The following is a 24,825-nucleotide window of genomic DNA, read 5'->3' on the forward strand; positions in this document are numbered from 1 at the left end:
TCTTTGATTGCGGTACTGGTTGTCGAACTACGCTCCAAGGCCAAGTCGGCTGCCATCGGTATCAAATTTGAAGAGCTCCAGCGGCGAAAGCTGCCGCGGCAGGATGCCCTGCGCATGGAGTTCGCCGGCGAAATCGACAATCATCTTGTGGTTTGCGGCAAGACCGCTGGCGTCCCACCCTTCCGGCAGTTCAAGCGAGGTCTTAAGCAGTTCATCGAACATCCAGGGCGAGGTCTCGGCATATTTGCGGCGCTTGCTCAGCCAGACGCGCTGGGATTCGTCAATGACCTCACTCAGTTCGGAGATGATCCAGGGATTTTCTTCCACGATCTCTGCCTTGATGCCGATGAGGTGCATGCCGGGTACATATCCCACCTCTGCGAAATATTGGCGCTCGGCACCCCTGAAATCGGAAAGAACCTGCCGAAAGGGGGAGCTGTTGGCAAAATAACCATCTGGCATGAAAGGCGTGAAGATGGCGTCGAGCTTTCCTGCAATCAGCAGATCGATCATCGCTTGCTCGCCGGGAGCGGCCTCGATGCGGCCTTTCCGTCCAAAGCCATCAAGACGATCTGTGATCGGGTGCGCTTCGGTGAGGCGCCCCGCATACCACATCACGTCCTCGATATCGACACCTTCGCGGCGAAGAACGGCACGCGTCCACGTGTTGCCCGAGTCACGCCAGCCCGTCACTCCGACACGCTTGCCGGCGAGTTGCGAAAACTCGGTAATCGGGCTGCCTTTCAGAGTGATAACGCAACGATGACGAAAACCGCGCATGATAAAATTCGGAATGCCCACCACGCTCGTGTCCCCGTCGATGCAAAGCTGCGCATAGCGGCTGAAAGACATTTCGGCAGCGTCGCATGTATCGCTTTTGCCCACATGGGGGACGAGGGTGCTGACGCGCTCGACATGGATATCAAGCTTCGACGACGAAACATCGCCGAGGATGAGGGGCGTCATATAGTCCCAGTCCCGTAGGGCAAGTCGAAGGGCAATCGTCATCGTTTATCCACTCAAAAATTCCTGTACGACCGATGATTAAATGTTCAATTTATGCTGATCAAATGGTATTACGTTATTGAACATTAAAAATGATGGAAAAATGAGCGAAGTTCTGGACGTAGCCTGGTTTGCTGAAAAAATAACCGATCGGACGATCCGTGGGATTGGGATGGAGACGAGCGCCCTGATCCGCAGCGGCGCGCTGCCTGTCGGCACCAAGCTGCCTGCCGTGCGCGATCTCGCCTTTGCGCTCGGCATCAGCCCTGCAACAATTTCTGAAGCCTGGAGCGAGTTGCGACGGCAGAAAATCATCAGCGGCCGTGGACGCAACGGCACATGGGTGAGCGGCGATCGCTTCGTCGCAAAACCCGAACGGCTTGCAAGCTCCGGCAACTACGGCGTGGACGTGCTGAACCTGACGGCGGCTGTACCGGATGTAACCTTGCTGCCGAAGCTCACCGAAGCGATGGTCTATGGGGCATCTGCGGAAAACCTGAACAGTTATGAACGCAGCCGTATCCTGCCGGAGCTGGAAGCCGCCGTCCGGGAAGGCTGGCCCTACGAGCCCGAGGCATTTCTCGCAACCAACGGCGGCTACAACGCCGTTTATACGATGATGAACGCCCTGGTCATGCCAGGAGCCGCCGTAGCGATCGAGAACCCGACCGCAATGAGGCTTTTGGATATTCTCGAGGATCGTGGTGCCCGCATTGTTCCCGTCGAATGCGATCGCCACGGCCCCCTGCCCGCCTCCCTTGAGGCCGCTATGAAGTACCGTCCCGTTGCCTTCGTCTTTCAGCCGCGCGTGCACTCGGTCACCGGCCAAAGCGTCAGCACCGAGCGAATGGGCAGCCTTGCCGAAATCCTCCGGAACACCGATACGCTGATCGTCGAAGACGATGGCATTGCCGACATTGCCGACCAGCCTCGGCAGTCGCTTGGGCGTCTCTTTCCTCAGCGGGTCATCCATATCTTCTCTTTTTCGAAGACGCATGGACCGGATCTGCGCCTCGCCGTGCTTTCGAGTTCGCAGGCCATCGTCGAACAGATCCAGTCCTACCGCAGCTTTAGCGCCGGCTGGACAAGTCGCATTCTGCAAGCCGCCGGCGCTTGGCTGATCCGCGATCCTGCAACACAAGAAACTCTCCAGCGGGCCAAGGCGATTTATGCGCAGCGGCGCGGTGGCCTCGTCCAGGCGCTGCAGGATCGGAACATAGATGCAGCACATGGCGGTGGCCTTTGCGCGTGGGTTCCTGTTTCATCTGAACCTTTCGCGATGGTCACACTCGCCGCACGCGGGATCGCCGTTTATCCCGGCAACAAGTTTTCGCTGTTGCCGGGCAACTACCTGCGGGTTGCGACGGCCACGCTCTCCGATCGCTGCATCGAGGTCGCAGATGCGATCGCACTTGGAGTGTCTCATGACTAAGCGTCAACCGGGCACACCAAGCAATTCCGTCCCGTAGGTTCCTGGCCACACCCCTGACGTCTGTCGTTCCTTGGGTAAAGCTCTCCGAAACCGCGCTTCAGGACGCGGCCTCTGTGGCCTTCCTTGAAGGAAACGCAAGGGTGCCAAGGCGGTGACTGATGACGCCCTGTCAAAGCGACTGGCAACCCTGGCACCGACGGCCTTCGTGACATCCGCGACCGTGCCATTTTGATAGTGGCATTCGCGTCTGGCGGACGGTGTCGCAGCGATAGTGCCAGTTTGCGCAGAGAGCAGCTCACGGTCGAGACGCCATTCACTGTCGAATGCACCCCGCCTGCCCTCTCTCGCAATCGGTCGCACAAAACGTCAAAGCTGAGCACGATGAAGCAGTCTATCTGAGGGAGCGAGCCGTAGATCCGCTCAACGCGTGGCTTTCTGCTGCCAGGATCGATTGCGGTAACCTGTTTCGGGCACCGATCGTTGAGGCAATATTTCGAAGCGGGCACCGGAGCCACAGGCGCTCAACGCATCGTCAAGTCCACAACGAAGCGGGCAGTTTTGGATCCGGGAAGCTTTTCTCGCACGGACTGTTATCACCGAGGCTGCCAACCGCTCCATCCCCTCCCCGAGGCAATGCTGCAGTCGCGCCATCGGTCAGTGCAGAGGCTTCCCAGCTACGACGACCGCATAAGACGCAGGGGCAGAGCGACACGCCCTGCTTGGTTATCATGGCGAGCGTAACGGTAGCTTTTGCTTTTGCAGAAGAACCGCGCCGGCCGCAGCCTGGCTCGCCCCGCTCGCAATCGTAGCCCCAACGACGTCAAGCAGGCCAGGGAAGCGCTCGTCCAGCTCAGTGCGCCGAAGCGCGTTCATATGGGAGACGCCCTCGTTACGGGTCAACACGAGGCCCGCTTCACGCAAGACCCGGAAGTGATGCGACACGCTCGATTTGGGGCGACCGCCGTCCAGCGCACTGCAAGTTGCCTCGTCCGTGACGCAAAGCTTCTGGACGATTTCAAGACGCACAGGGTCACTGAGCGCGTAGAACACTTGCTCGATGCTGATCTCGTGCATAGCCGGATGCTTCATAATTCTCATACGGCGTCGTTTAGCACCGATATCGCTTTATTGCTATTGTTCTATTGTATTCGAACTAACGAAGGGGTAGACCGGCCTCGACAATTCACCGGAGTGCACGAATGCCGAAGCTTTTTGATACCTTCACTCTCAAGGGCGTCACCCTGCGCAATCGCATTGCGGTCTCGCCCATGTGCCAGTACATGGCGACGGATGGCGTAGTTTCCGACTGGCACCTTCCCCACTATGCAGGACTGGCGCGCGGTGGCGCGGGCTTGGTCGTCCTGGAGGCGACCGCCGTTTCGAAGGAAGGTCGCATCACGCCCGGCGATCTCGGCATCTGGAACGACGCGCAAGCCGAAGCGCTTCGCCCAATCGTAGAGGCCATCAAGGCTGCGGGTGCTACGCCGGGCATTCAGATCGCCCATGCTGGCCGCAAAGCCAGTGCCAATCTCCCCTGGGAAGGTGACGACCATATCATTGATGGCGATCCACGCGGTTGGCCCACCATCGCACCGTCGGCGCTCGCTTTCGGCGGAGACCTTAGGAAAGTGCCCGCCGAGATGACGAAGGAAGACATTCGTCGTGTACAGCGGGATTTCGTTGCGGCTGCCGAACGCGCGCGCGACGCCGGGTTCGAATGGCTGATGCTGCATTTTGCGCACGGTTATCTGGCACAGAGCTTCTTCTCCGTTCATTCCAACCAGAGACAGGACGACTATGGCGGGAGCCCCGAAAATCGCGGCCGATTTCTCCTGGAAACCCTCGCCGCCGTGCGCAAAGTCTGGCCTGAAGACCGGCCGTTGACCGCTCGTTTCGGAGTGGTCGAGTTCGACGGACGCGACGAAGAGACCCTCAAGGAATCGATCGCCCTTGTCAGCCGTTTCAAGGACGAAGGTCTTGACGCCATCGATGTCAGCGTCGGGTTTTCAACACCCACCGCACAGATCCCCTGGGGCCCGAATTTTTTAGCCGAGACGGCCGCACGCGTCCACGCCGAAACCGGTCTGCCGGCATCGACAAGCTGGTTTATCAGCGATCCCGAGCAGGCTGATGCGATCATCCAAAGCGGAAAGACGGATCTCGTGATGTTGGCCCGTCCCCTTCTGGCCGATCCCCACTGGCCCTATGCCGCTGCAAAGAAGCTCGGTATCGAGGACCCGGCCTGGGCGACATTGCCGCCACCCTATGCTCATTGGCTGGCGCGCTACCGTCCCGAGTGAAGTTCGACATAGCGCTTCGCATGCCTCGAACCGCTAGGAGTTCGGCGCATGCGTCCTGTTCGAGACAAATTGAAGCGGCAAATTCGTGCATCCTCCGCCCGAGGCGATGCAACAGTCGTCACACGATCCTTCCACCAAGCGTCGGTTTGGGAGGGCAGCACAACCAGGCGGACAGGACGGAGCGTGCCGCTTTAAGGAGGCAACGGCTCTTGCGTCGCCCATCCCGAATGCTGGGGCGCAGGCGTTGCCCGGTCGAGCGCGAACAGCAGCTGGAACCAGAAAGCTGCTCGGCCCGGAGTGCCCCGTCATTGTCGAATGTCGCCTCCGTTCGGTGGGCGCGGACTATCCTGTCGACCCCACAGTGGTGGCCTTCGCCACGACGTTTTCAATCGACTGCTTGGCGACTTAATCGTTCCACGATGGCAGATTGTCAGCCACCGATGCCGCGCTGGTCCGAAGGGTCATGGCAATGGCGGCAAAGGAGAGGTTCTTTGATAGTCGCATTCTTTGCATCTACGATCTCCGTGCTCTGGCCGTTTTCGGCGCCGGTGCAGAATTATAGCCGGTCACAGACGGTGGCTTCTGTTGGCGTCAGTCTGGACGTGACCGAGAGCCGCAGAGAAAGGATGCCTCGCCCATCGCAGTGACCCTGCCCTGTGCGTGTGAGCCGGTGTGGATATTTCGCCGGGGTACGACGCTGCAGAAAGAACAGGTCACGGTGACGATCTGAGCTTGTTTCAGGCCGGCAATGTCGCGATAAACCGGACCGCCATTGAGGCTGGCCTGCCTCCTCGATAGGGGATGATTTCGCAGCCGGCATCATGGCCTATGCGGGCGATTGGCCGGGTGGTGAAACCTTCGTCGCGTCCGACGAGCAGGCGGTCGACTTGGTGATACACAGCGCCAGGCGATGCAGTTCTTGTCCTGATGGACATTCTTGGCACGGCTTCCGTCGTAGCCCGCCGCGTCATTCGTCTCGCCGCTTGCCGCGGCGCCATCATAAAAAGCAGGTATTCGGGTCCTGACGCTCACTGTCATTCATCGGAGGCCATCCTTTGCCGTCCATGCGCCCTGTCCCTCGTTTGGGCCGCGTCCATCGCAGGGATCGCCTCGCCTGCCAAATCTGCTCAGGCATATAAGGTAATCCTGATCCACAAGATGCGCAAAGCCTGACGCAAGGTATAAGGTTTAACCTGAGGCAGAGACCGGAATGAGGCAACCGCGTTCAATCTCAAACGACACTCCGTTGACGGCAGAACGAAGAAGGCCGCAACAGCGGTTCTATTCGGTAACGCAACGCCAATCGCGCTGGATCCTTCTTGCGATAGTCTAAGAGACACCTGTCCATACGTGCGCCTCTCTGCAATTGCGGTTCGAGAAAATAAGGAAGAGATATGGTGAACGCAGGGCTGGCAGCGGATTCAGGACGGGCAGTCGGCGTGAATTCTTCAAAGACCGGAAGTGGCGGCAATGCGAGGCCAAGCGACAATTCGCATGGTTTTAGCGATGCTCTCGGCCAATCGGGAAGTGATCGGGATAGCAAAAACCTGATGACAACCGGCGACGCAAAGGCCACTGCTGCAGGAGGCGCATCGCAAGATCAAGATCCGGCGAATGCAGCGGCGCTGCCAGCGCCGCCACTGGCAGAGAAATGGTCGGGCAAAAATGGCATGAATGCCTCTGCGCAATTTCTTGCCCAGGCCGTCAACGCCGTCGACGACGAGACATCCACAGCCTCGGTGAAACCGGGCGACCTCGCGGCAGCGTCGCCAGTTGGGCTCGCCCAACAGCTGGCTGACGTGGTTGCCGGCGCTGCGACCGGGGAGCCTGTCACGCCGGTCAAAGGTGACCTTTCCGGCGTCAAGGGTAGCAAAAATGGCACCGCCGCCGACGACGGCAAAGACGGCGATGCGAATACATCCGACGTCTCCGACCCCAATGCCGCCAGCGGTGCCGTGACCGACGTGCTGTCGCTGCTCGGCGCCGGCTTGTCGGCCGCCGTCATCCCTGCGCAGACCTCTGCCAGCGTTCTTGCCGCAGCCGGGCAACTCCACACCGGCAGTGGCAAGGTTGATCCCGGCGCGGCCTCAGTTGCAAATGCCCTTCCGGCCGACGCCGCAGACGACAGCGGCGACGCCGTTGCCGTAGGCATGGCCATGCTGGCGCCGTCGATGGGCAGCGCTGGCCAGGGCAATGCCGCTGCGGGCACCTCGACGGACGGGGACGCCCCCGTGACGTTCAACGTCGATCGGATGAGTGGCAAGGTACAGTCGCTCGATCTCGCTGCGAGCAGGAATGCGGACGATACGCCTCAGCTCGATATCAAATCGGCAAGCGGCGATAGCGGGGCAACCGTCACTGTCCTCGACTCGCGACGCTTCGTCGGCCTCGCCGATGGCTCGAATTCGGCACTGGTCGCCAATTCGCTGACGGGCAACAAGGACTGGGCCGCAGCCATGCAGCCCAATGCGGCGCTGACCGGAGCATCGGCGACAACCAGTGCCAGCAAAGTTATGAACACTCTGAAAATTCAGATGAATCCGGATAATCTCGGGATCGTCACCGCGACCATGCGGCTCTCGGGCGAGCAGCTTTCCGTCGATCTCAAGGTCCATTCCGCAGAAGCCTACAGGCAGCTCAGCAATGACCAGAGCGCGATGATCGATTCACTGCGCCAGCAGGGTTACAGCGTCGATCGCATGACCGTGACCTATACCGCGCCGGACACATCGAGCAACAACCAGCAGAGCCCCCAGGGCCAGCAGCACCAACCCGGCACGAGCCAGGGTCAGGGCAGCGATGGCCAGGCTCGCAGACAGAATTCAGGACGACAGGCCGGTGATCAAGATGGTGTCTCGCGCACGGGGAACGTGGGTACGGACGATAGCGTTGCTGGCGGTGCTCAGCGGGCTCGTGCCGGGGGCGTCTATCTCTGACAAAATGCTATCAACCGCAAACCTCGACCAAAGTCCGCCTGGGGCCGGTGAACTGCCCGTTTCGCAATATGCTGGTATCGAGGCGCGAATTTGAAAGCGCGCAGAGCGGGTGATCCCTCCATACCATGTTGAGGCAACCTGCCTAGCGTGCGCTCGAGACCTTCGCTTGCTTGACGGCTTTCGGCGCAATCTCCCCGACGCCAACCGCCGAGAATGTCTCAACACTGTGTCCCGATCCACGAGGAAAAACGGCCTTGATGCCCTCTCCCCTCAGTGCCAGACGAAGACGACGGTTATGTCGTGAGATCGAATCGGTCTGCGTTCATGACCCTCGTCCAGGCGGAGACGAAGTCCCTCACGAAATTTTTCGCCAGAATCGGACTGCGCATAGACTTCGGCATCGCCCTGAGCTGCGAATGAGAACCGAAAATCAGGTCGACACGCGTTCCCGTCCACCGAAGTTCGCCGGTCTTGCGGTCCCTGGCTTCGTAAGCGCCTTCTGCAGATGACCAGACCGTGTTCATGTCGAGCAGGTTGACGAAGAAGTCGTTGGTCAAGGTCTCCGTCCGCTCGGTGAGCACGCCATGGTGCGGCTGGCCCACCTTCAATACCCTGAGCCCGCCAACCTGAAGCGCCATCTCCGGCGCGGTCAGCGTCAGCAGTTGCGAGCGATCGACCAGAGCTTCTTCCGGCCGCATGTCCTGCCGGCCGGCGACATAATTGCGGAAACGTCGGCGCGTGGTCGCAACGCCGCGAAGGAAGCCGCATCCGTCTGGTCCTGCACGCGTCCATGCGGCCGGGCGTGAAGGGGACGGTGATATCGTGACCGCCAGCCTTCGCCGCCCTTTCGACAGCGACAGAGCCCGTCAGGACGATCAGGTCCGCCAGCGTCACGCGCCGCTCCACCCATGATAACACCTCGTGGCAGAAAGCCCAGTTCGAGGCATGCGGCCACCGCTTGGTGTCGCTACCGGAGACGGGCTGGGGCGCGGCGCTGCTTTCGGCCGACAAACACGGCATCTCAGCCAAGGGCAACGTCCTGACGATCAGCTTGGTCCGTGGTCCGATGTTCCCGGACATGCTGGCCGACGAGGGCGCCAGCACTTTACCTACGCCCTGGTGCCACACGACGGGCGCTGGTGAAGCACCGATGTCCAGGCGGAAGCCGATCTGCTGAGCGACCCGCTCCGCTTTGCTGCGGCCACCGCCGATCAAGACAACGATCTGGCGCCGGTTAAAATCTCCGGCCAGGACGTGCGCCTGCACGCACTGAAGCCGGCAGCGGACGGCAACGGCTATGTGCTTCGTTTTTCAGAAATGGCAGGCAGGCGCGGAAAATTCCACATGCCCTTGCCCGAAGGCTATTCGGGACGAGCAAACGCCCTCGAGACGGACGGACACGATATTCCGACCACCGTCACGCTTTTTCACTTCGTGAGCATTCGGATCTGACGTGTGGAGGGATAAAAGCTGCATTCATGCTGGGCGGCAAACTCGATAGGTCGAACACGCAATATCGGGCATGAATGACTGGCAATCCATCTAGGGGGTCGTTCCAAGCGTTGGCTCGGGCTTTGATTCCGACCCCATCAAGGACGGTGGTTGCCGCAGGCACTTCGCTCGGTGCGCGCTCAGGTATTCCTCCATAAACAGGGCGTGCTCCACGGCGCTCCGGATGAACTCATTACCACCTTCGGCGCCAACAAGCCGGTCAATCCGTCTAATGACCTCCACCGGCAAAGGCCCATCACTACGATGTCTCATGCGTGTCTTCTTGCCAGCCATACCCATACTCTCTTATTGACAAGCGCAATCACTCTTACCACTTCTGCGCGCGCAAGCCAGCCTTTCGTCTGTCGCCAGTTATACTGAAATTGCAAAAACGATATAACAGATGGTTATGGGGCGACCTGATAGGTCGCCAGCTCAGGGTCTTGGTCGAATCGGTTGTTGTGGCGCCACAATCTTCCCAGGCACATGTTCAACACCAGCGCCCAGGGCGAATTCAGCCATCGTTTTCCGGTTTTGAAAACGACCTCACGGGCTGTGCGTGCCGTCTATTTTTGATGGTCCAGGCTCGACCATTGAGGGTCGGGACGGAAAGGCCGTTTCCAAAATGATGATCAATGGCATCCCTCGAGGGCCATGCGCGCGGCTTGATCCTCAGCAAGGTTGTGCGCCATTTCCAATGCGTCGACGAGAGTAGCCTCAGACCGCTTCCGCCTGACCCTGTTCGCTGTCATCGAACCAAACCTCGACCTCGGGAAAATTGTCGATTTTCATAAGCTGACCTTCAGCGTCAGCCGTCACCTCCACGGTGAAGGTCCCTTTGCATGCCGCGCATGTCACCGCCGTGCGCGAATAATTGGAATGAGCATCCTGCCCAGCCGTTTTTGCGCGATAATCAGACCGCAACACCGAGGCGTCGATCATCTCATCGCATCCAGCTGTTGGGCAATCAAAACCAACGTCGATGAGGGTGCGTGCAGCGGCCATACTGTGTCCTACCTATATCGGCGCCGCAGATTAACCGCGATCGAGTGCCGCGAGTAGGCGGTGCCGCCCGTTTCTGATTATATCCTATAGATCTCCGTTGATCTCTCCTACTAGCGACGGCGAACTTTCAGGATGACCTTCACCTGCGCAATCGTCTTTCTTTTTGGCCGGCTGGCAGAGGCGATACCCATGACCCTGTGACGGGATCGCCGAGCCTCCTGGTGGAGTGGATCGCGATGGCGATTACAAACCGCTCGGCCGCTAGGAACTCGCCGAGGATGGATTGGAGGACATCGGAATACCGGTTCAGATTGGCGACCTTATCTCGCGCTCGATCCGCGCCAATCCACCGCGCCGCAGCCTCCGCCATATCCTGGGGACGGGTATTGAATGCGATCGCCGCCTTTGGTGCAACTCACCGCCGAGCTTTCGAGGCGCAGAGATAGGCCAACCCCATGTGGAGCCATTCAGACCGTAGCACCCAGCCGGAAAACAGCCTGAACGCTATCATGGCGTTCAGGGTTTTAGCGGGTCAATATGTGTCGTAGTTGCGCCCGATCCGGTGGTGCGTTCACGGGCAACATGAAATCAGTCTAAGTTGATGTATCACTGAAAGCAGCAGCCCTTGCGACAAGCATTCACATCCCTACCAGCATAAGGGATAGCTGATCTCCGACAGGATCTGCGCCTTAAAGGGGCCTCAGCTTGGCAAACTGCCAGAACAATCAAAATTTTCAATTGTCATTTCTACTGAATATACAGCCAATGGCTCCTTCCTTCTCGATTGATGGAAGTATTTATATTTCATTTTCAGCTCATTTATACCTATCCGAATTCCCCATATTTACGGTAAGTTTCAAGTGTCCTAAGTTAATATGTTCTTATTTACCAAATTGTCAGTTTTAAATTCTAGTGTTTGTAACGCGGTAGCTGTGCCGTCATGTGCAACGAGCGATCAACGGATTTAAAACCAAAATGGCCTTCCTTCAAAATGCGAAGATCCGCATCAAGATATTGTCAGTGCTGATTCCAATCTGTGTGATCGCGGCCGGCGGCGTGTTGCTGATGTCACGCAATTTCCAAAAAGCCGACGACAACTACTCAGACCTAATTTCGCAAGACGAAGTGGCAACGGTTGCTATGGCTCGAGCAAGCCAAAGAGTCGCAGCCGTCAGCTACAATGCCTATCAGATCCTCGCATACAGCTCGAAGGATCCGGAGATGGCAGGCTTAAATGACGATTATATCCAGAATAGAAAGACGCTGTTCGAATTCTTCGTCGCGGCAAAGGCGCACGCACAAGACGACGCTCCGAGCGTGGATACTCTCGTCAATGCCGCCAACGAAATTGTTGCCATCACAGACGAAGCCGTGAAGGCGGGTTTGGCTGACGACAATGATAGAGCGAAGTCGCTGTTAAAGCAGGCGGACGTGAAGGTCAAAGAGGAGATCCTGAACGTTCGTGGCTGGATCGAGCACAAAAACAAGAGTGTTGAAGACCAAAGCAACGCGCTAACGGCCGTCACGGAGGACACCATCTTCTATACATTGACGACACTCGGCCTGGTTTTCGCTGCCGCGCTTGCTGCAGGACTTGTTGTTTCGTCGCGCGGCATTACCACGCCCATTGTCAAACTAAAGAGCCGCATGGAAGCTCTGGCGCGCGGAGAAACCGAAGAGCCTATTGCTGGGCTGGAACGCGGTGATGAAGTCGGCCAGATGGCTGCAGCTGTCGCCGTGTTTCGCGACAACGCTATCGAGCGCATCCGCCTTGAACGGGAGGCGCAATCCAACCGTACCCTGTCAGAGCAGGAGCGAGCAGAGCGAGAGGCCCAGAAGACGCAGGACGCCGAAGCTACTCGCCTGGCCGTCGACAGCTTGGGAACTGGATTAGGCGAGCTTTCCAGCGGCAACATGTCTTACCGCATTGAGACGGCGTTCGTTTCACATCTCGACGGGTTGCGGAAGAATTTCAATGGCTCGATGGACAAGCTTCAGCATACCCTGAGAGCCGTTGCAGCTAATGCTCAGGCAATCGATGCCGGCGCCAACGAGATCCGTGCGGCCGCCGATGATCTGTCTAAGCGCACGGAGCAGCAGGCCGCCTCCGTGGAGCAGACGGCCGCCGCACTGGAAGAAATCACGACGACGGTGAAGGATTCCACCAAACGCGCTGAAGATGCGGGGCAGTTGGTCGGGCGTGCGAAACTGGGTGCGTTGAAGTCGGGCGAAGTCATGCGCGACGCAGTTGCCGCCATGCAGGGCATCGAGAAGTCCTCCAGCGAGATATCCAACATCATCGGAGTCATCGACGAGATCGCCTTCCAAACAAACCTGCTGGCGCTCAATGCCGGCGTGGAAGCCGCACGAGCAGGTGAGGCCGGCAAGGGATTTGCTGTCGTTGCGCAGGAAGTGCGCGAGTTGGCGCAGCGCTCCGCCCAAGCCGCCAAAGAAATCAAGGCGCTGATCTCGACATCTGGATCTCAGGTTAAAAATGGTGTCGAACTTGTGGGACGAACTGGTCAGTCGCTTGAACAGATCGTCAAGGAAGTTGAAGAAATCGACCAAAACGTCCGTGCTATCGTGGAAGCGGCACGCGAACAATCGACCGGGCTGGCGGAGATCAACACGGCTGTGAACACGATCGATCAGGGCACCCAACAGAATGCGGCGATGGTTGAGCAGTCGACGGCCGCCAGCTACAGCCTTACCAAGGAGGTGGCTGCGCTGAACGAGCTGCTCGGCCAGTTCAACCTGAGAACCAGCTTAGTTAGTTTGGTATCAACTGCATCCCCGGGTTCAAGGGGTGCAAGCCCCTCAGTTGCTGCCTCTGGGCGCGGCGCTCAGGGAAAGCCCGCCCATGGGGGGGTGGCGCCATTTGCGTCCCCGGCCCGATCCCTGCGCTCGAAACTTGCTGGTGCCTTTAGCGGCGCCACTCAGGCAGTGGCGACGGCCAACGAAAGCTGGGAGGAGTTCTAGGCCCCGTCAAGATATGGTACGCATATCTTTGCGGCGGCTTGGGATCGTAAGCTCGAAGATGAGGATGCAATAGCTGCAACTGATGTCGAGGAGCCCAACGGTAGGTCCCTCTTCCAGTAGACCGGTCGTCCCGAACGGAGAAGGCTTCGTCAAAATCCACTTTCTGCGGAACGGACAGAGTTTCCGATCTCGTCCGTTCCCCTTTTGTTCATCTTTCAAACAGAAAAGTGGTCTTCATGTATTCGAGACCTGCGGCCACCGATGTGACGGAACAGTCAATATCATATTCAAATGTGTCACTTAATGTGACCAAACCTGCGAACATTGTTGGGAACTGGTCGGTCAACGCAGATTAGAGCGGTTCCATGACTGGAAAGATTCGCCGGGCTCGAACGCAAGCGCCACGAACGTACCACGGCCAGTGGTCCGCAGCACGATCTGCGAATCGGCCTTTCCCTTGTGAGCGAAAGCTGCCGCGTTATTGTACGAGCCTTCATAACCAGTGCTCTTCAGTTCGGCGTGCAGCTGCTTTAGGGGCCGCAGCCTCTTAGGCGTTGCGGCGGGCACCTTCATGCTCACCTTCGAAAGACTCGGCAAGTATGTCGAGAAGCTTGACGACCGGCTTGGAAGGGCACGAATAATAGACATTTTGCGCATCACGGCGCCTCTGGACGAGATTGGCGTTGCGAAGCTTTGCAAGATGTTGTGACAGAACAGACTGGCTGACGCCGATGGTTTTGGCGAGATGCCCGACAGACATCTCGGTGCGGCTCAGTATATCGAGAATATGAAGTCTGTTGGCGTTCGCCATGGCATCGAGAAGTGCAGCGGCCTGCTGGATATCCAAAACATGTTGGTATCGTCTCGTAGCCATAGATATCCTATCCCCTAGGCCACCAATTGTATGATCGCTGCTTGTCCCGCGCGAACTGGCAATGATCACACACGTAACGCTGTGCAAGCCTAAGAGAGCTTACATTAAAACTCAAAGTTATGAAGTGCGAGTTTTCACATGTCTGGCCTGATTTCGATCATTTAATCGATTGAAAGTTGCGCTGCCTTGAGGAACCGCGCGGGCATCGTTGCAGAATGACCGCTAGCGCCATCTGCCTCCAGCCCTCAACGACATCGCGATTTATGAAACCTCAAGAGTCAAAGACTGCGCCGACCGGTATAAGACGCCCAATCGACACGTCGCCAGCGAGGCAGCAAGAGGTCTTCTTTCCAGTATCGCCGTCTCGATGGCCAGAAGGATCCGATATCAAGCAGGCTATTTCGGACCTCGACTTGGCAAATGAACGGTTTCGGTCATGCTCGGCTATGCCCTTCACAGCGGCAATAGAGCGGTTGACTGCCGCGCCTTGGATTGGCATTCATCAGAAAAACGATCCGCATTCCGATGGTTCAACGTCAATGGCCGACCATTTAGAAACGAAAGCCAAACTCGATCCGAGCGCATCGCACTGATCGAAATCTTGCAGGACGACGAACGCACCTGCGAATGTCCACCACACAGCGCCCTATCTGCTAACGGCAAAACGAGACAATAACTCATGTTCAGCCACAGTTGCCGAGGGTAACGCTTGGACTAACTTCAGGCTGACAATGGGGCAACGTGATGTGCAATCTGTCCAATCTGACGAGCAACCGAGCAAGCCATTCGAACGGCTTCGGCCTAAGACGGAGCTGATGACCGGGCGGAGTAAGAGTGGCGATGCGGCGATCGGCCGGCAGGGGCAATGCTTGCCATCTGCGCCATGGCTGGTGCCGTTGGTTCTGCGCGGCTCGTCGATGCCCCCGCGCTGTTGGAGGAGGTTTTGGGCACGATCAAAGGCGAATTGCGGAAAATCACCGGTCCTAGTGAGACGCAGGCCCAATAGAAAACGGCCGATGCTTTACCGGCCGCTTCCTCGTCACAAAAATCCGATGGATCAGGCAGCCGCCGCCAGTTCGTCAGAACGGGTGCGGGCAGCTGCAATGGCTTTCTCAGCCGCTTCAGGACCATAGGCGAGGCCTTCGACCACCACCGTCTCGACGTCGGTGACGCCGATGAAGGCAAGAATCGACTTCAGGTAGGGCGTGGCGTGGTTCAGCGCCTCGGCCGGGCCGGACGAATAGATACCGCCGGAGGCAAGCACGATATAAGCCTTTTTACCGCTGGTCAGGCCAATCGGGCCGGTCTCACCATATTTGAAGGTCAGGCCGGCACGGGCGATGTTGTCGATCCAGCTCTTCAGTGACGAGTAGATGGAAAAATTGATCATACCGGTACCGATGATCAGCGTGTCGGCGGCAAGCAGCTCTTGGGTCAGCAAGTCTGACGTCTTCGTCACTTCATTCTGCGCGGCAGTGCGGCCGTCGGCTGGGGTGCGAATGGCGGTTGTGAACACTTCGTCGATGTGTGGGAGCGCCGTCGCCGTCAAGTCGCGGTGCACAAGCGTTGCGCCGGGCGCCTGTGCCTTGAGCTTTTCGGCCAGTTCAGTGGCGATCTGGGTCGAAAGAGAATCGGAGCGTGGGCTGGATGTCAGGAGAAGGATGGAGGACATGAAGCATTTCCTTTTTCGATAGGTGGCGGTTCAGTCAGGCAATCGATGCCATTCCCCAGACAGATAGGCCGGCGTGACTATCGAAAAAACTGTGATAATATGGATCGGAGCTATCGATGAAGTGGATGGATCGTGCTTCCCAAACCGACATTGGACCAATTGCAGGTATTCCTGGCCGTCGCCGAGGCTGGTAGCTTCTCAGCCGCCTCCCGCTCCCTCAACCGCGCCCAGTCGGTGATCTCTTATACGATCGCCAATCTCGAGGCACAGCTTCAAGTCGGGCTGTTCGAACGCTCCGGCGCCCGCCAGGCAAAGTTGACCGATGCCGGTGCCGCCATGCTCGAGGATGCCCGCCGCATCCTCTCCGATCTGGAGGTCATGCGCGCCCGCGTCCGCAGTCTCAAGGAAGGGCTCGAGGCCGAGGTCGCCGCAGCCATCAGCGTCATGGTGCCGACCGCCCTGATGGTCGAAGTGCTGCGGGAGTTCCGCGATCGTTATCCGTCCGTCTCTATGCGTCTCAATGTCGGCGAACTCGGAGCCGTCATGGAACTGGTCTCCAGCGGTCAATCGACGATCGGCATCGGCGGTGCGATCTTCAAGCAGGACGATTCGCTGGTGGTCGAGCGCATCGGCCATTCCTTCTTGATGCCGGTCGCCGCCGCCAATCATCCGCTCGCCGCCATCGACCGGCCGTTGACGATCGCCGATGTCCGCGAAGAGGTGCAGCTTGTCGTCACCGATTCCACGGCGATGACCAAGGGGCGTGATTTCAACGTTTTATCCTACCGGACTTGGCGCGTCAGCGACGTCGCCACCAAGCATCATCTGGTGCGGGGTGGTCTGGGCTGGGGCGGGTTGCCGGCGTCGCTGATCCGCGAGGACCTGTTGAGCGGCCGCTTGGTTCATCTCGACCTCGAAGCATACGAGCAGGGCGAATATCCGATCTATGCGATCCGCAAGCTTGCCCATCCGCCCGGTCCGGCGACCGTTTGGATGGTCGATGCGTTCCGCTCGCGGCTGACCACCTGTCCGAGCCGCACAGATTTCATGGAAGGCCGGATGCCCTTCGACAGGCCGGAAGACGCCATCGCCGCGGAATGAATGGACGCCATCGGCGCTCATAAGATGCTTTGACGTGTGGCTTCTACAGCACCAGCCTGAAGGTTTGAAAACGTCGGCGACGGCGCCGACTTCTTCGATCTTGACGCTTTTCAGGTCAGCGATGAGAACGGCGGTTCAAAAGTCGGCCGCGGTATTGGCGGGATAGCCGCGCTTCGCCGTAGTAAAACTCCGCCACCTGTTTAACCTTCTGCGATGAATGCAGTAGTGTCAGAGGATCTACACCGCGCAACCGAGGTTCGCAAACTGAAGACTCAACTCCTGCGGCACGATCAAGACTACAAATCTCGTAACTTCCATAAATGGGCGCTACGCAAATTGCGAGCCGCCACTAGAGGGCAGCCGTCGATGCCGACGGTCCCGTGACAAATCCCAGCACGAAAGCGACGACCTTCTGCGAAGACATCTCGCACGGCTTTAGTGCCAGTCTTGCGTCATTCAGACGATAGAGATTGAAGCTGACGATGTCGGATCCGGCCAGGTCCTCGGCATAGAACCAGACGCGTTTGCGATCGGCGGAGCGCTTGACGGTGACCCCCCATTTTCGACCCTCGAACAGGCCTTGCGCATAGCCGTCTGCAAATCGCTCAAGTGCGTGCCGGAAGGGATGGTGTAGCGGATCGGTGATCATTGCTGGACCATAGGGTGAGACCCAACGGCAGACAAGCGGATGACGTTCACTGGACTTTCGCGGCATTCTGGGAAAGCCGTGTGCCGATCCCTGCTTGGCCCACACCACACGGCCCATCAGCTTCAATCGCAAGAGAGCGCTACGTCGAAACAGCGCCGGAAGCGGAAACAGCGTCGCTGGCAACGACGATTTCGCATGTCGTCGTTGTGCAACGTGGCTGCCTCGACCTTGTCGTCGTCGACCGCTGCCCACGAGCGCATTTCGTCCGCCACTGGCCATCTCCTTTGAGTACCAAAGGAGATGGCCGGGCAGACCAGAGGATATGCCCGGCCGGTCGCGTCGGATCAGTGTGCCGCGACGAGCCCGAGAACATGCATCTTGTGCATCTCGAGCTTCGGCAGCGTCTTCTTGGCGAAAGCTTTCACTGCCGCATCGTCCCCACCCTTGGCATAGGTGGCAAACAGCGTAACGGCTTCCATGTGCGCCGACGTCTGCATATCGATGTAGAGCGGCTCGAATTCCTGGTCGGTCGCGCCCTTGAGCAATTCCAGCATGGCTGCATGCTTCGGCGACAGCACAGGTGCGCCATCACCGAGCCTAGCGGCCTTCTTCAAACCTTCGGCTGCCGCGGTGTGGTCGGAGATCATCTTTTTGGCGAAGTCCTTTACATCGGCATCCTTGGCCTTTTGCGCGGCAAGCTTGCTCGATTCAATCTCGAACTCATTGGAACTGGTGACCACCTTCACGAAGGATGCCTTGTCTACGGACATCGCTGGGGCCGCCGTATCGGCGCTCGCTGGCATCTTAGCCATCGAATACGAAGCGGAAGCGGAAAAAATGGCAACGCTCATAAGGGCTGCTTTGAGTGTTCTGTTCATGGTCGTTTTCCTCACTTTGCCTTGTCGAAGGCGGACTTCAGATCGGCGATTGCCATGTCGTTGGCTTCCTTCGCCTGCGGCACGACCTTGGCCATCCCGAAGAATTCGTGCGTGACGCCGGGGAATGTCTTGGCATCGACCTGAACGCCGGCGTCCTTCAGCTTTGCGGCGTAGGTTTCGCCTTCAGAGCGCAATGGGTCGATCTGCGCCGTGATAATGGTTGCGGGCGCGACACCCGCCAGGTCGGTACGGCCGACCAGGTTCAGACGGGGATCGGACGTCTGATCCATCGAGGCGAACGTGTTCTTGACGAACCAGGCCATGTCCGCCTTGCCAAGCGGCTTGGCGTCGGCATTTTCCTTGTAGGACGGTGTATCCATATCGTTGCCGGCAACAGGGTAGACGAGCAACTGGTAGACAGGCTGCCTTGTCTTCTTCTCTTTTGCCATCAGGGCAACATTGGCGGCCAGATTGCCACCGGCGCTTTCGCCGGCCACGGCGATCTTGTGAGCATTCCCATTCAGCTGTTGGATGTTCTTGGTGACCCACTCGTAGGCGTTCCAGGCGTCTTCGTGGGCTGCTGGAAACTTGTGTTCCGGAGCGTGACGATACTCGACGGAGACGACGACAGCATTCACGCCGAGGGCGAGACCGCGCGGCGCGGCGTCATACACGTTTAGGTCCGCAACGACCCACCCGCCGCCGTGGTAGTAGACGATGACCGGGAATGGGCCTTTGCCGCCTGGGATATAGACACGGGCGGCGAGCTTTCCATCTTGCGTCGGGATGGCGATGTCCTTGGTGGTGACCTGGGCCTCGGGGTTAGAGGAGATGCGCTTGTCCCACTGGACAGCCTTGGCGGCGTCGGCAGCGCTTGCCTGAGTCCGGGCTTCTGGCACCGTCAGCGTTGCGAATGGCTTGGAGCCGAGATCGGTCAGCTTGTCGAGGACGGCCTGCATCTCGGCCGATGGCTTGGCCATCTCCTGGGCAAAGACCGGGACGGCTATGGTGGATGACAGCAGCAACGCTGCAAGTGGGGCGACAAGTCTCTTCATATGCATTCTCGGGCTCCTTGGATGTGAGGCCGTAGAACTTACAAATTTTTCCATTGTTCCAATTACTTGGTGAATCGCCGAGTTTGACCACGCATTCGGTATCCGCGGACGAACTTGGCCCAAAAATTCGTACGTTTGGTGCCACTATCTCTTGAACACGCGCCAACCGACATCGATGCCATTCAGGCGGTCCACGGGAAGTGGTATCGATCATCCTTGCACCACGTGCGACGGCACCGTGCTCTTGACCTAGCGATATGGCGAAAAGGTCCGGCCTGAGGACAACCACTTCGAAAGCATTGATGGCGCGGCCGAGCCGGAAATGATGCCGTTCGTGCAGCGGATCATCACACAACGGAAAAAGGACTGGTCGCCGGCGATGGTCGAAGATCCGGCCCGGGAGGGCCTGCTCGCCATGATTGCCGATAACGGGCAGCATTGAAGCTTGTGAAGAAGGGCAAGCCGGCAGCCTCTCCTCCATTCAGCCGGCAAGCCATGTCATCAACATTATGGATACGCTGCGCCGGCGCATCGAGGCGACCGGATCTGGAAAGCGCGCCTGTGCGCGAGGAGACCGATCATGTGACTTATGCCCGTTGGGGAGAACGGTCATTTCTCCGTGACCGACGGCACTGTGACCAGACCGTTGTGGTGACGCGGAAGCTTTGACAGCTAAGACAGGGGAAAGGTTGCTTCGGTGGCAGAGACCGAGCAACTGATTGATATGTTCCCAAACATTGCCGAAGAAAACCTCGCGAGCCAGAAGCAGCCCGGAGATGGCCGCATCTGGGTGCCGGATGCGGATGTCAGTCGGTGGCAAGACGTTCAGTCTTTGAGGTGGAGGCTTCGGCGTCCGGCGAGCGCCCCATGAACGATAGGAACAGAGGCCATCCATGTTTCAAGCTGAAGCTTGTCCATCTGCATCTGAAGTTCCTGCGGACCGCGTTGCCTCAGCGTCCGTCCAAAGGAATGGCTTGCCGAATGTCCTCGCCTTTGAGGTTTTTTCGGTGGAAGATAAACAGGCCGGCAAAGACGATGATCGCCGCGCCAGCGAGAAGTTGGGCGTCAGGAACGTCGCCGAAGAACACAAACCCGAACACGACCGCCCACAGCAAGAGTGTATATTGCAGCGGGGCAAGCAGCGAGGCCGGAGCGAGCTTCAGTGCACGCGTCAGCAGAAGATGGGCGCACGTACCGACAATACCGAGGAAAAGCATTGCGATCCAAATATCAAGCCCGGCCTCCCGCCAGTCGCTGACCGACAGGATTATGCCCACGACCATGACCACCAGCGTTTGCGAGGTGACAAGAACGGTGTCGCGTGTCGATCGAAGGTAGCGGCTAGATATAATGGTCAGAGCGAAACCGACGCTCCCGGCGACGGCAAATAAAGAAGGCAGGGACAACATCGCGGTCGACGGCCTCAGAGCGATCACCACACCGGCAAACCCGACCCCGACAGCAAGCCAACGCCTCCATCCGATCCTCTCGCCCAGGAGGAAATGCGACAGAGCAGCGACATAGATCGGTGCCGCCATATAGAATGTGATCACGTCGGCGAGTGGCAGATAGGCCACCGCCGCGTAGAACAGGGAGACGTCCGCAGTGGCCATGACGGCTCGGCCGAGCAGCAGGCCTGGTTGTCGAACATCCAGCAACGCGCTCGGCCCCTGCCGTGCTATCATCGGTATCAGGACGATGAATGAGCCCAGCGACCTCATCACGAGTACCTGGCCCAAAGCAAAGCTCGCAAGAAGCCACTTTCCGACGGCATCGTTTACGGCAAAGAGAAGGTCGCCAAAAAGCATCAGGACCACGCCGAGCATCACGGCATTGCCGAGATTCCCGGCGGTTGCTGCAGGCTTCATACGAATTCCTCCCAAAGAGCCGTCGGTCACCATCAGATCACGCAACACTATCGGCTGCGTGCGCCACTACCATCAAATAAGGTAGCCGCGCCAGCCCATCTGGCGACCTCGGCAAGGCGACAGAAGAAGGGTTTGGATCCCGGATTCCGTTCGGCAAAGGAAGCCCAACGCCACACGATTATCGGTTTGAGAACCGCCAGCCTTTGCTGGACACATTGACGACGAGGGGAATGGCACTACATCCGGCGGCAAATGCCCGTAAGGCCAACCACGCGGGGTCAGTGTTGCATTATCGATAACGGCCACGCTGGGAGCGGCTAGGCTAGGTAACAATCTTCGTTTCTGCCGGGAAGCATCGATTTGAAAACACGAAAACCACTCATCCTGACCGCGCGGATAGCCGACGAAGATCTCCAGCCATTCGACGTTCTGCGAAGACGGCATTTCCCTTCGGATCGCAATTTTCTTCGCGCTCATCTAACGATGTTCCACCGTCTGCCGGGAGAGCATCTCGAGGAAGTACTACTACACCTCGGCCGCGCATCACGAGATGCCTCCGCCATTTCCGCCGACGTCACTGGCCTTCGTCATCTGGGCGCGGGTGTGGCCTTCGCCGTCGATAGTCGGGAACTCCAATCGACACGCAGCAGTCTGAAATCGGCCTTCGCGCCATGGCTGAATTCGCAGGACATGCAGAAATGGCAACCGCACATCACCATTCAGAACAAAGCTACACGGGCCGCCGCCGACGCTCTCTGCAAGAAGCTGGGGGAGACCTTTCACCCCCATTCGATCGAGATCACAGGACTAGACGTATGGCAGTATCTTGGCGGCCCGTGGAAGCATGAGGCCTCCGTCCTCTTTGCCGAAGCTAGTGAATAAGTGGTTGTCGAGAATTCCAAACGGTTCGTCTGAAACGTTTTGACCAGATCGGCATTTCTCCGGAGTGGAACGATGCGGCCACTTCCAGTAGGAGGATATAGTGAATACCGATCGCGACGAATTGCTTCGCAAGAATGCGTATCACAAATGGGAAGCGGAAGGCCGACCAGACGGCCAACATGACAAACATTGGCGCGACGCTGAGCGCGAGTTTTCTACGGTGGCAGAGGAGGAACTGACTGACAAGGAAGCCCATCGGGGTGACGCTCCCACTCCGTCCACCGAATTGCCAAAGGTCGGCGAGTTCTCGTCCGTGAATAAATAGCCTTGCTTCCCTGACCGCTGGACCCTGTACTCTTGTGACAGCGATCGCCATCGGCATAGGCCGTCACGGTCGTCTGGCTACCTTGAAGGACTGCGTAGCGTTAAGCGGATTCTGCATAGGACATCCGAATGCGAACAAGGCAGATACTGCTTGCGCAGAGTGGTTGGATCCCAAACAACAAAACACTGCCAGTCTTGATTTATGACAACGCTGTAGGTGCCGCCGACGCGCCCGAAACCTTTGAGCGCCTTTTCTCGGATAACGGTTGGCAAGGCATTTGGCATAACGGGGTGTTTGATTATCACCATTATCACAGCGGCGCACATGAGGTGCTCGGGATTGCCAGTGGGAACGCCCGATTGCAGATCGGCGGGCCAGGCGGAGAGACGCTGGACGTCCAGGCCGGAGATTGTCTCGTGCTGCCGGCTGGTACGGGACACATGAACCTCGGCTCTAGCTATGATTTTCGTGTCGTCGGCGCATACCCGCCGGGGCAAAGCGCAGACATCTTGACGTCGGCACCTTCCAAGGAACAGCAGGTTCGGATCGACCGATTGCCGCTCCCTCAGACAGATCCCTTGCAGGGAGCCACCGGCGCGCTGATTTCGCTATGGCATCGCGGCAGCGACTAGCGCCTCACAATGCATCGGCGACCTTCAATCTGCCGCTTTGTAGGGCCAACGTAGCTTCGATTGGTGGCGCAATCATTCGAGGGGTTGAGACTTGCCGTGATTGCGACCTCGTAATGCGACCTTGAGCGAGGGCGCTGGCGGCACAAAGTCACCTGTCGTACTTAATCCTAGGACAAGAAATGCAACGATTTCCGATTCCCTGCGCCGCGCTGTCCTTGTTGAGCTCGCTACTCCTCACTGGACCTACCGTTGCAGCACCGACGAACCCGGCCAAGCCGCCTTCGACGACGCAAGGCGACGCAACTCAGGTCGCGGCAGTCTACCCAGCGCCAGCGCGCCGGGTCGCTCGCATCGCGCCGCAAATCGAGACGTCTGCCCTCGCCGCTTTGTTCGATCCTGTCGCGGCCGGTCAGGCAAAGGTCTTTCATGAGATGGCCGAACTGCAGGTGCCGATGAATATCGACATAGCCGACACTGTCGAGGCTTATTACAGCCAGCCAAAGGCCAAGCTCATCTGGGTCGATGGGAAGGGACCAACGCTGAAGGCGGCGCAGGCGATCAGTCTGATGAAGCAGGCCGGCGACTGGGGTCTGAGCCCAGAAGACTATAGCCTGCCAGCGACATTCGAGGCATTGCCGGCAGGCTCGGACGAGCGGACCAAAGCCTTGGCGCTTTTCGAGGTATCGCTTTCCAGCAAGATGCTCATGTTCCTGCAAGACAATTTCCGTGGTCGCATCGATCCGAACCAGTTGTCGCATTACTACGATTTCAAGAGGAAGCCGGTCGACCTCAAGGCAACGCTGGCCCAGCTATCCACTTTGCCCGAGCTGATGCCGGTTTTTGAAAGATTGCTTCCTGGAAACCCCAAATTCACGCAGCTCGCCCTGGAACTTCATTTCCTGCGGACATCTGAGCAAAGGCCCGACACCAGCACCGATATCAACAAGGTGATTGTCGCGATGGAGGAGATCCGCTGGCTTCCACAGCAATTCCCACAGCGCTACGTCTTCATCAATCAGCCGGCCTACATGACCTATTACAACGAGAACGACGCAACGGCGCTTTCGATGAAAGCCGTGATCGGGCAACAAGATCATCAGACGAACTTCTTTGAGGGTTCGATCAAGACGGTCGAGTTCAATCCCGATTGGGGGGTGCCGCAATCGATCATTCACAACGAAATGCTGCCCCATCTGAAACGCCACCCCGCCTATCTCGACAAGGAGGGCTATGTGGTGTCGGTGAAGGGCAAGCAGATGCCTTCCGCGAAGGTCGACTGGTCACAGCCGCTCGAAAACATTTCCGTCGTCCAGCCGCCGGGCCCGGACAACGCACTTGGGCAATTGAAGATCCTCTTTCCCAACGCGCACGCCATATACATGCATGACACGCCGGCTCGTGGAAAGTTCGCGTCGCAGGACCGGATGTTCAGCCATGGCTGCGTACGCTTGGAAAACCCCCGCGCCATGGCTGCCGCCGTCCTAAACCAACCCGTCGACTTCGTCAGCCAACAGATCCAGGGTGGCGAGAAGAAGGATATGCCGGTGCCCGAGCAGATCCCTGTCTTTGTGGCCTATTTCACCGCTTGGCCGAATACGCAGGGGACTGTCGAATATTTCGACGACATCTATGGACGGGATGCGCAGACGCTGACAGCCATGTCGGCGACGACCGCGAGCCGGACCCAGCCCTGATGGCGCGCTTTGGCTTTTGAATTGACGGATATGCGCCTACGAGCGCG

21 protein-coding genes and 1 pseudogene are annotated in these 24,825 nt (G+C 58.4%); 10 read left to right on the forward strand and 12 right to left on the reverse strand.

The annotated features are described in order from the left end of the window. Positions 1-27: 27 nt before the first annotated feature. Positions 28-1,008 (reverse strand): ABC transporter substrate-binding protein, encoded by a 981-nt coding sequence (locus tag PR017_RS20770; RefSeq protein WP_111222233.1) that lies wholly within the window; start codon positions 1,006-1,008, stop codon positions 28-30. A 100-nt stretch (positions 1,009-1,108) separates the two neighbouring features. Here PR017_RS20770 and PR017_RS20775 point away from each other — a divergent pair, with 100 nt between their 5' ends. Continuing rightward, positions 1,109-2,437 carry an aminotransferase-like domain-containing protein gene (locus PR017_RS20775; RefSeq protein WP_111222234.1) on the forward strand — a complete coding sequence of 443 codons (1,329 nt, stop codon included), beginning with the start codon at positions 1,109-1,111 and terminating at the stop codon, positions 2,435-2,437. Positions 2,438-3,163: 726 nt separating this feature from the next. Here the strand turns inward: PR017_RS20775 and PR017_RS20785 are convergent. After that, positions 3,164-3,535 carry an ArsR/SmtB family transcription factor gene (locus tag PR017_RS20785; RefSeq protein ID WP_111222235.1) on the reverse strand — a complete coding sequence of 124 codons (372 nt, stop codon included), beginning with the start codon at positions 3,533-3,535 and terminating at the stop codon, positions 3,164-3,166. A gap of 101 nt (positions 3,536-3,636) precedes the next feature. Here PR017_RS20785 and PR017_RS20790 point away from each other — a divergent pair, with 101 nt between their 5' ends. Beyond that, positions 3,637-4,737, forward strand: coding sequence for an NADH:flavin oxidoreductase/NADH oxidase (locus PR017_RS20790; RefSeq protein ID WP_111222236.1), 1,101 nt, complete (start codon positions 3,637-3,639; stop codon positions 4,735-4,737). A gap of 1,550 nt (positions 4,738-6,287) precedes the next feature. Then, positions 6,288-7,673 carry a flagellar hook-length control protein FliK gene (gene fliK, locus PR017_RS20795; protein WP_133255659.1) on the forward strand — a complete coding sequence of 462 codons (1,386 nt, stop codon included), beginning with the start codon at positions 6,288-6,290 and terminating at the stop codon, positions 7,671-7,673. A gap of 293 nt (positions 7,674-7,966) precedes the next feature. On the opposite strand, the pseudogene PR017_RS20800 reads toward fliK, so the two are convergent. Next, positions 7,967-8,573 (reverse strand): annotated as a pseudogene (locus PR017_RS20800) (peroxidase family protein); the annotation flags it as partial. On the opposite strand from PR017_RS20800, the gene PR017_RS20805 reads away from it, so the two are divergent. After that, positions 8,548-8,850 (forward strand): glycoside hydrolase family 38 C-terminal domain-containing protein, encoded by a 303-nt coding sequence (locus PR017_RS20805; protein ID WP_240539135.1) that lies wholly within the window; start codon positions 8,548-8,550, stop codon positions 8,848-8,850. The pseudogene PR017_RS20800 and the gene PR017_RS20805 overlap by 26 nt on opposite strands. A gap of 1,031 nt (positions 8,851-9,881) precedes the next feature. On the opposite strand, the gene PR017_RS20810 is transcribed toward PR017_RS20805, so the two are convergent. Next, the gene (locus PR017_RS20810) at positions 9,882-10,169 is read right to left on the reverse strand and encodes a hypothetical protein (protein WP_111222240.1); all 288 of its coding nucleotides are present in this window, start codon (positions 10,167-10,169) and stop codon (positions 9,882-9,884) included. Positions 10,170-11,144: 975 nt separating this feature from the next. Here PR017_RS20810 and PR017_RS20815 point away from each other — a divergent pair. Beyond that, a complete protein-coding gene (locus PR017_RS20815) occupies positions 11,145-13,148 on the forward strand; it encodes a methyl-accepting chemotaxis protein (protein ID WP_111222242.1) in 2,004 nt (667 codons plus the stop codon). 342 nt (positions 13,149-13,490) lie between these two features. Here the strand turns inward: PR017_RS20815 and PR017_RS20820 are convergent, their stop codons facing one another. From PR017_RS20820 to PR017_RS20830, 3 genes are all read right to left on the reverse strand, one after another. Further along, complete coding sequence (locus PR017_RS20820; protein ID WP_111222243.1) at positions 13,491-13,721, reverse strand: cupin domain-containing protein; 231 nt, start codon at positions 13,719-13,721, stop codon at positions 13,491-13,493. Further along, complete coding sequence (locus tag PR017_RS20825) at positions 13,696-14,022, reverse strand: ArsR/SmtB family transcription factor (RefSeq protein ID WP_111222244.1); 327 nt, start codon at positions 14,020-14,022, stop codon at positions 13,696-13,698. Before PR017_RS20825 ends, PR017_RS20820 begins: the two co-directional genes overlap by 26 nt. Before the next feature lie 1,057 nt (positions 14,023-15,079). Then, a complete protein-coding gene (locus PR017_RS20830; protein ID WP_111222245.1) occupies positions 15,080-15,694 on the reverse strand; it encodes an FMN-dependent NADH-azoreductase in 615 nt (204 codons plus the stop codon). A gap of 132 nt (positions 15,695-15,826) precedes the next feature. On the opposite strand from PR017_RS20830, the gene PR017_RS20835 reads away from it, so the two are divergent. Then, on the forward strand, positions 15,827-16,795 hold the full coding sequence (locus PR017_RS20835) for a LysR family transcriptional regulator (protein WP_111222246.1): 969 nt from the start codon (positions 15,827-15,829) through the stop codon (positions 16,793-16,795). 349 nt (positions 16,796-17,144) lie between these two features. Here the strand turns inward: PR017_RS20835 and PR017_RS20840 are convergent, their stop codons facing one another. From PR017_RS20840 to PR017_RS20860, 5 genes are all read right to left on the reverse strand, one after another. Beyond that, complete coding sequence (locus tag PR017_RS20840; protein WP_111222250.1) at positions 17,145-17,444, reverse strand: hypothetical protein; 300 nt, start codon at positions 17,442-17,444, stop codon at positions 17,145-17,147. A 122-nt stretch (positions 17,445-17,566) separates the two neighbouring features. Continuing rightward, the gene (locus PR017_RS20845; RefSeq protein ID WP_154677485.1) at positions 17,567-17,716 is read right to left on the reverse strand and encodes a hypothetical protein; all 150 of its coding nucleotides are present in this window, start codon (positions 17,714-17,716) and stop codon (positions 17,567-17,569) included. Between the two features lie 72 nt (positions 17,717-17,788). After that, on the reverse strand, positions 17,789-18,322 hold the full coding sequence (locus PR017_RS20850; protein ID WP_240539133.1) for a DUF4142 domain-containing protein: 534 nt from the start codon (positions 18,320-18,322) through the stop codon (positions 17,789-17,791). A gap of 11 nt (positions 18,323-18,333) precedes the next feature. Beyond that, positions 18,334-19,383 (reverse strand): alpha/beta hydrolase, encoded by a 1,050-nt coding sequence (locus PR017_RS20855; protein ID WP_161959381.1) that lies wholly within the window; start codon positions 19,381-19,383, stop codon positions 18,334-18,336. 944 nt (positions 19,384-20,327) lie between these two features. Beyond that, a complete protein-coding gene (locus PR017_RS20860) occupies positions 20,328-21,245 on the reverse strand; it encodes a DMT family transporter (protein ID WP_111219115.1) in 918 nt (305 codons plus the stop codon). 360 nt (positions 21,246-21,605) lie between these two features. Here PR017_RS20860 and PR017_RS20865 point away from each other — a divergent pair, with 360 nt between their 5' ends. The 4 genes from PR017_RS20865 to PR017_RS20880 all read left to right on the forward strand — a co-directional run bounded on the left by PR017_RS20865 (position 21,606) and on the right by PR017_RS20880 (position 24,778). Then, on the forward strand, positions 21,606-22,127 hold the full coding sequence (locus PR017_RS20865) for a 2'-5' RNA ligase family protein (RefSeq protein ID WP_111219117.1): 522 nt from the start codon (positions 21,606-21,608) through the stop codon (positions 22,125-22,127). Between the two features lie 100 nt (positions 22,128-22,227). Then, positions 22,228-22,452 carry a DUF2934 domain-containing protein gene (locus PR017_RS20870; RefSeq protein WP_240538953.1) on the forward strand — a complete coding sequence of 75 codons (225 nt, stop codon included), beginning with the start codon at positions 22,228-22,230 and terminating at the stop codon, positions 22,450-22,452. Between the two features lie 128 nt (positions 22,453-22,580). Then, on the forward strand, positions 22,581-23,084 hold the full coding sequence (locus PR017_RS20875) for a cupin domain-containing protein (RefSeq protein ID WP_111219121.1): 504 nt from the start codon (positions 22,581-22,583) through the stop codon (positions 23,082-23,084). 179 nt (positions 23,085-23,263) lie between these two features. Beyond that, positions 23,264-24,778 (forward strand): L,D-transpeptidase family protein, encoded by a 1,515-nt coding sequence (locus PR017_RS20880; RefSeq protein ID WP_111219123.1) that lies wholly within the window; start codon positions 23,264-23,266, stop codon positions 24,776-24,778. Positions 24,779-24,825 lie beyond the last annotated feature (47 nt).

Origin of the sequence: Rhizobium tumorigenes, from assembly GCF_003240565.2 — a bacterium.
GTDB lineage: Bacteria > Pseudomonadota > Alphaproteobacteria > Rhizobiales > Rhizobiaceae > Rhizobium > Rhizobium tumorigenes.

Coding starts and splice junctions, on each gene's coding strand:
- PR017_RS20770 (WP_111222233.1), bottom strand. CDS start 1,008: ATGACGATTGCCCTTCGACTTGCCCTACGGGACTGGGACTATATGACG.
- PR017_RS20775 (WP_111222234.1), top strand. CDS start 1,109: ATGAGCGAAGTTCTGGACGTAGCCTGGTTTGCTGAAAAAATAACCGAT.
- PR017_RS20785 (WP_111222235.1), bottom strand. CDS start 3,535: ATGAGAATTATGAAGCATCCGGCTATGCACGAGATCAGCATCGAGCAA.
- PR017_RS20790 (WP_111222236.1), top strand. CDS start 3,637: ATGCCGAAGCTTTTTGATACCTTCACTCTCAAGGGCGTCACCCTGCGC.
- fliK (WP_133255659.1), top strand. CDS start 6,288: ATGACAACCGGCGACGCAAAGGCCACTGCTGCAGGAGGCGCATCGCAA.
- PR017_RS20810 (WP_111222240.1), bottom strand. CDS start 10,169: ATGGCCGCTGCACGCACCCTCATCGACGTTGGTTTTGATTGCCCAACA.
- PR017_RS20815 (WP_111222242.1), top strand. CDS start 11,145: ATGGCCTTCCTTCAAAATGCGAAGATCCGCATCAAGATATTGTCAGTG.
- PR017_RS20820 (WP_111222243.1), bottom strand. CDS start 13,721: ATGAAGGTGCCCGCCGCAACGCCTAAGAGGCTGCGGCCCCTAAAGCAG.
- PR017_RS20825 (WP_111222244.1), bottom strand. CDS start 14,022: ATGGCTACGAGACGATACCAACATGTTTTGGATATCCAGCAGGCCGCT.
- PR017_RS20830 (WP_111222245.1), bottom strand. CDS start 15,694: ATGTCCTCCATCCTTCTCCTGACATCCAGCCCACGCTCCGATTCTCTT.
- PR017_RS20840 (WP_111222250.1), bottom strand. CDS start 17,444: ATGATCACCGATCCGCTACACCATCCCTTCCGGCACGCACTTGAGCGA.
- PR017_RS20850 (WP_240539133.1), bottom strand. CDS start 18,322: ATGAACAGAACACTCAAAGCAGCCCTTATGAGCGTTGCCATTTTTTCC.
- PR017_RS20855 (WP_161959381.1), bottom strand. CDS start 19,383: ATGCATATGAAGAGACTTGTCGCCCCACTTGCAGCGTTGCTGCTGTCA.
- PR017_RS20860 (WP_111219115.1), bottom strand. CDS start 21,245: ATGAAGCCTGCAGCAACCGCCGGGAATCTCGGCAATGCCGTGATGCTC.
- PR017_RS20875 (WP_111219121.1), top strand. CDS start 22,581: ATGCGAACAAGGCAGATACTGCTTGCGCAGAGTGGTTGGATCCCAAAC.
- PR017_RS20880 (WP_111219123.1), top strand. CDS start 23,264: ATGCAACGATTTCCGATTCCCTGCGCCGCGCTGTCCTTGTTGAGCTCG.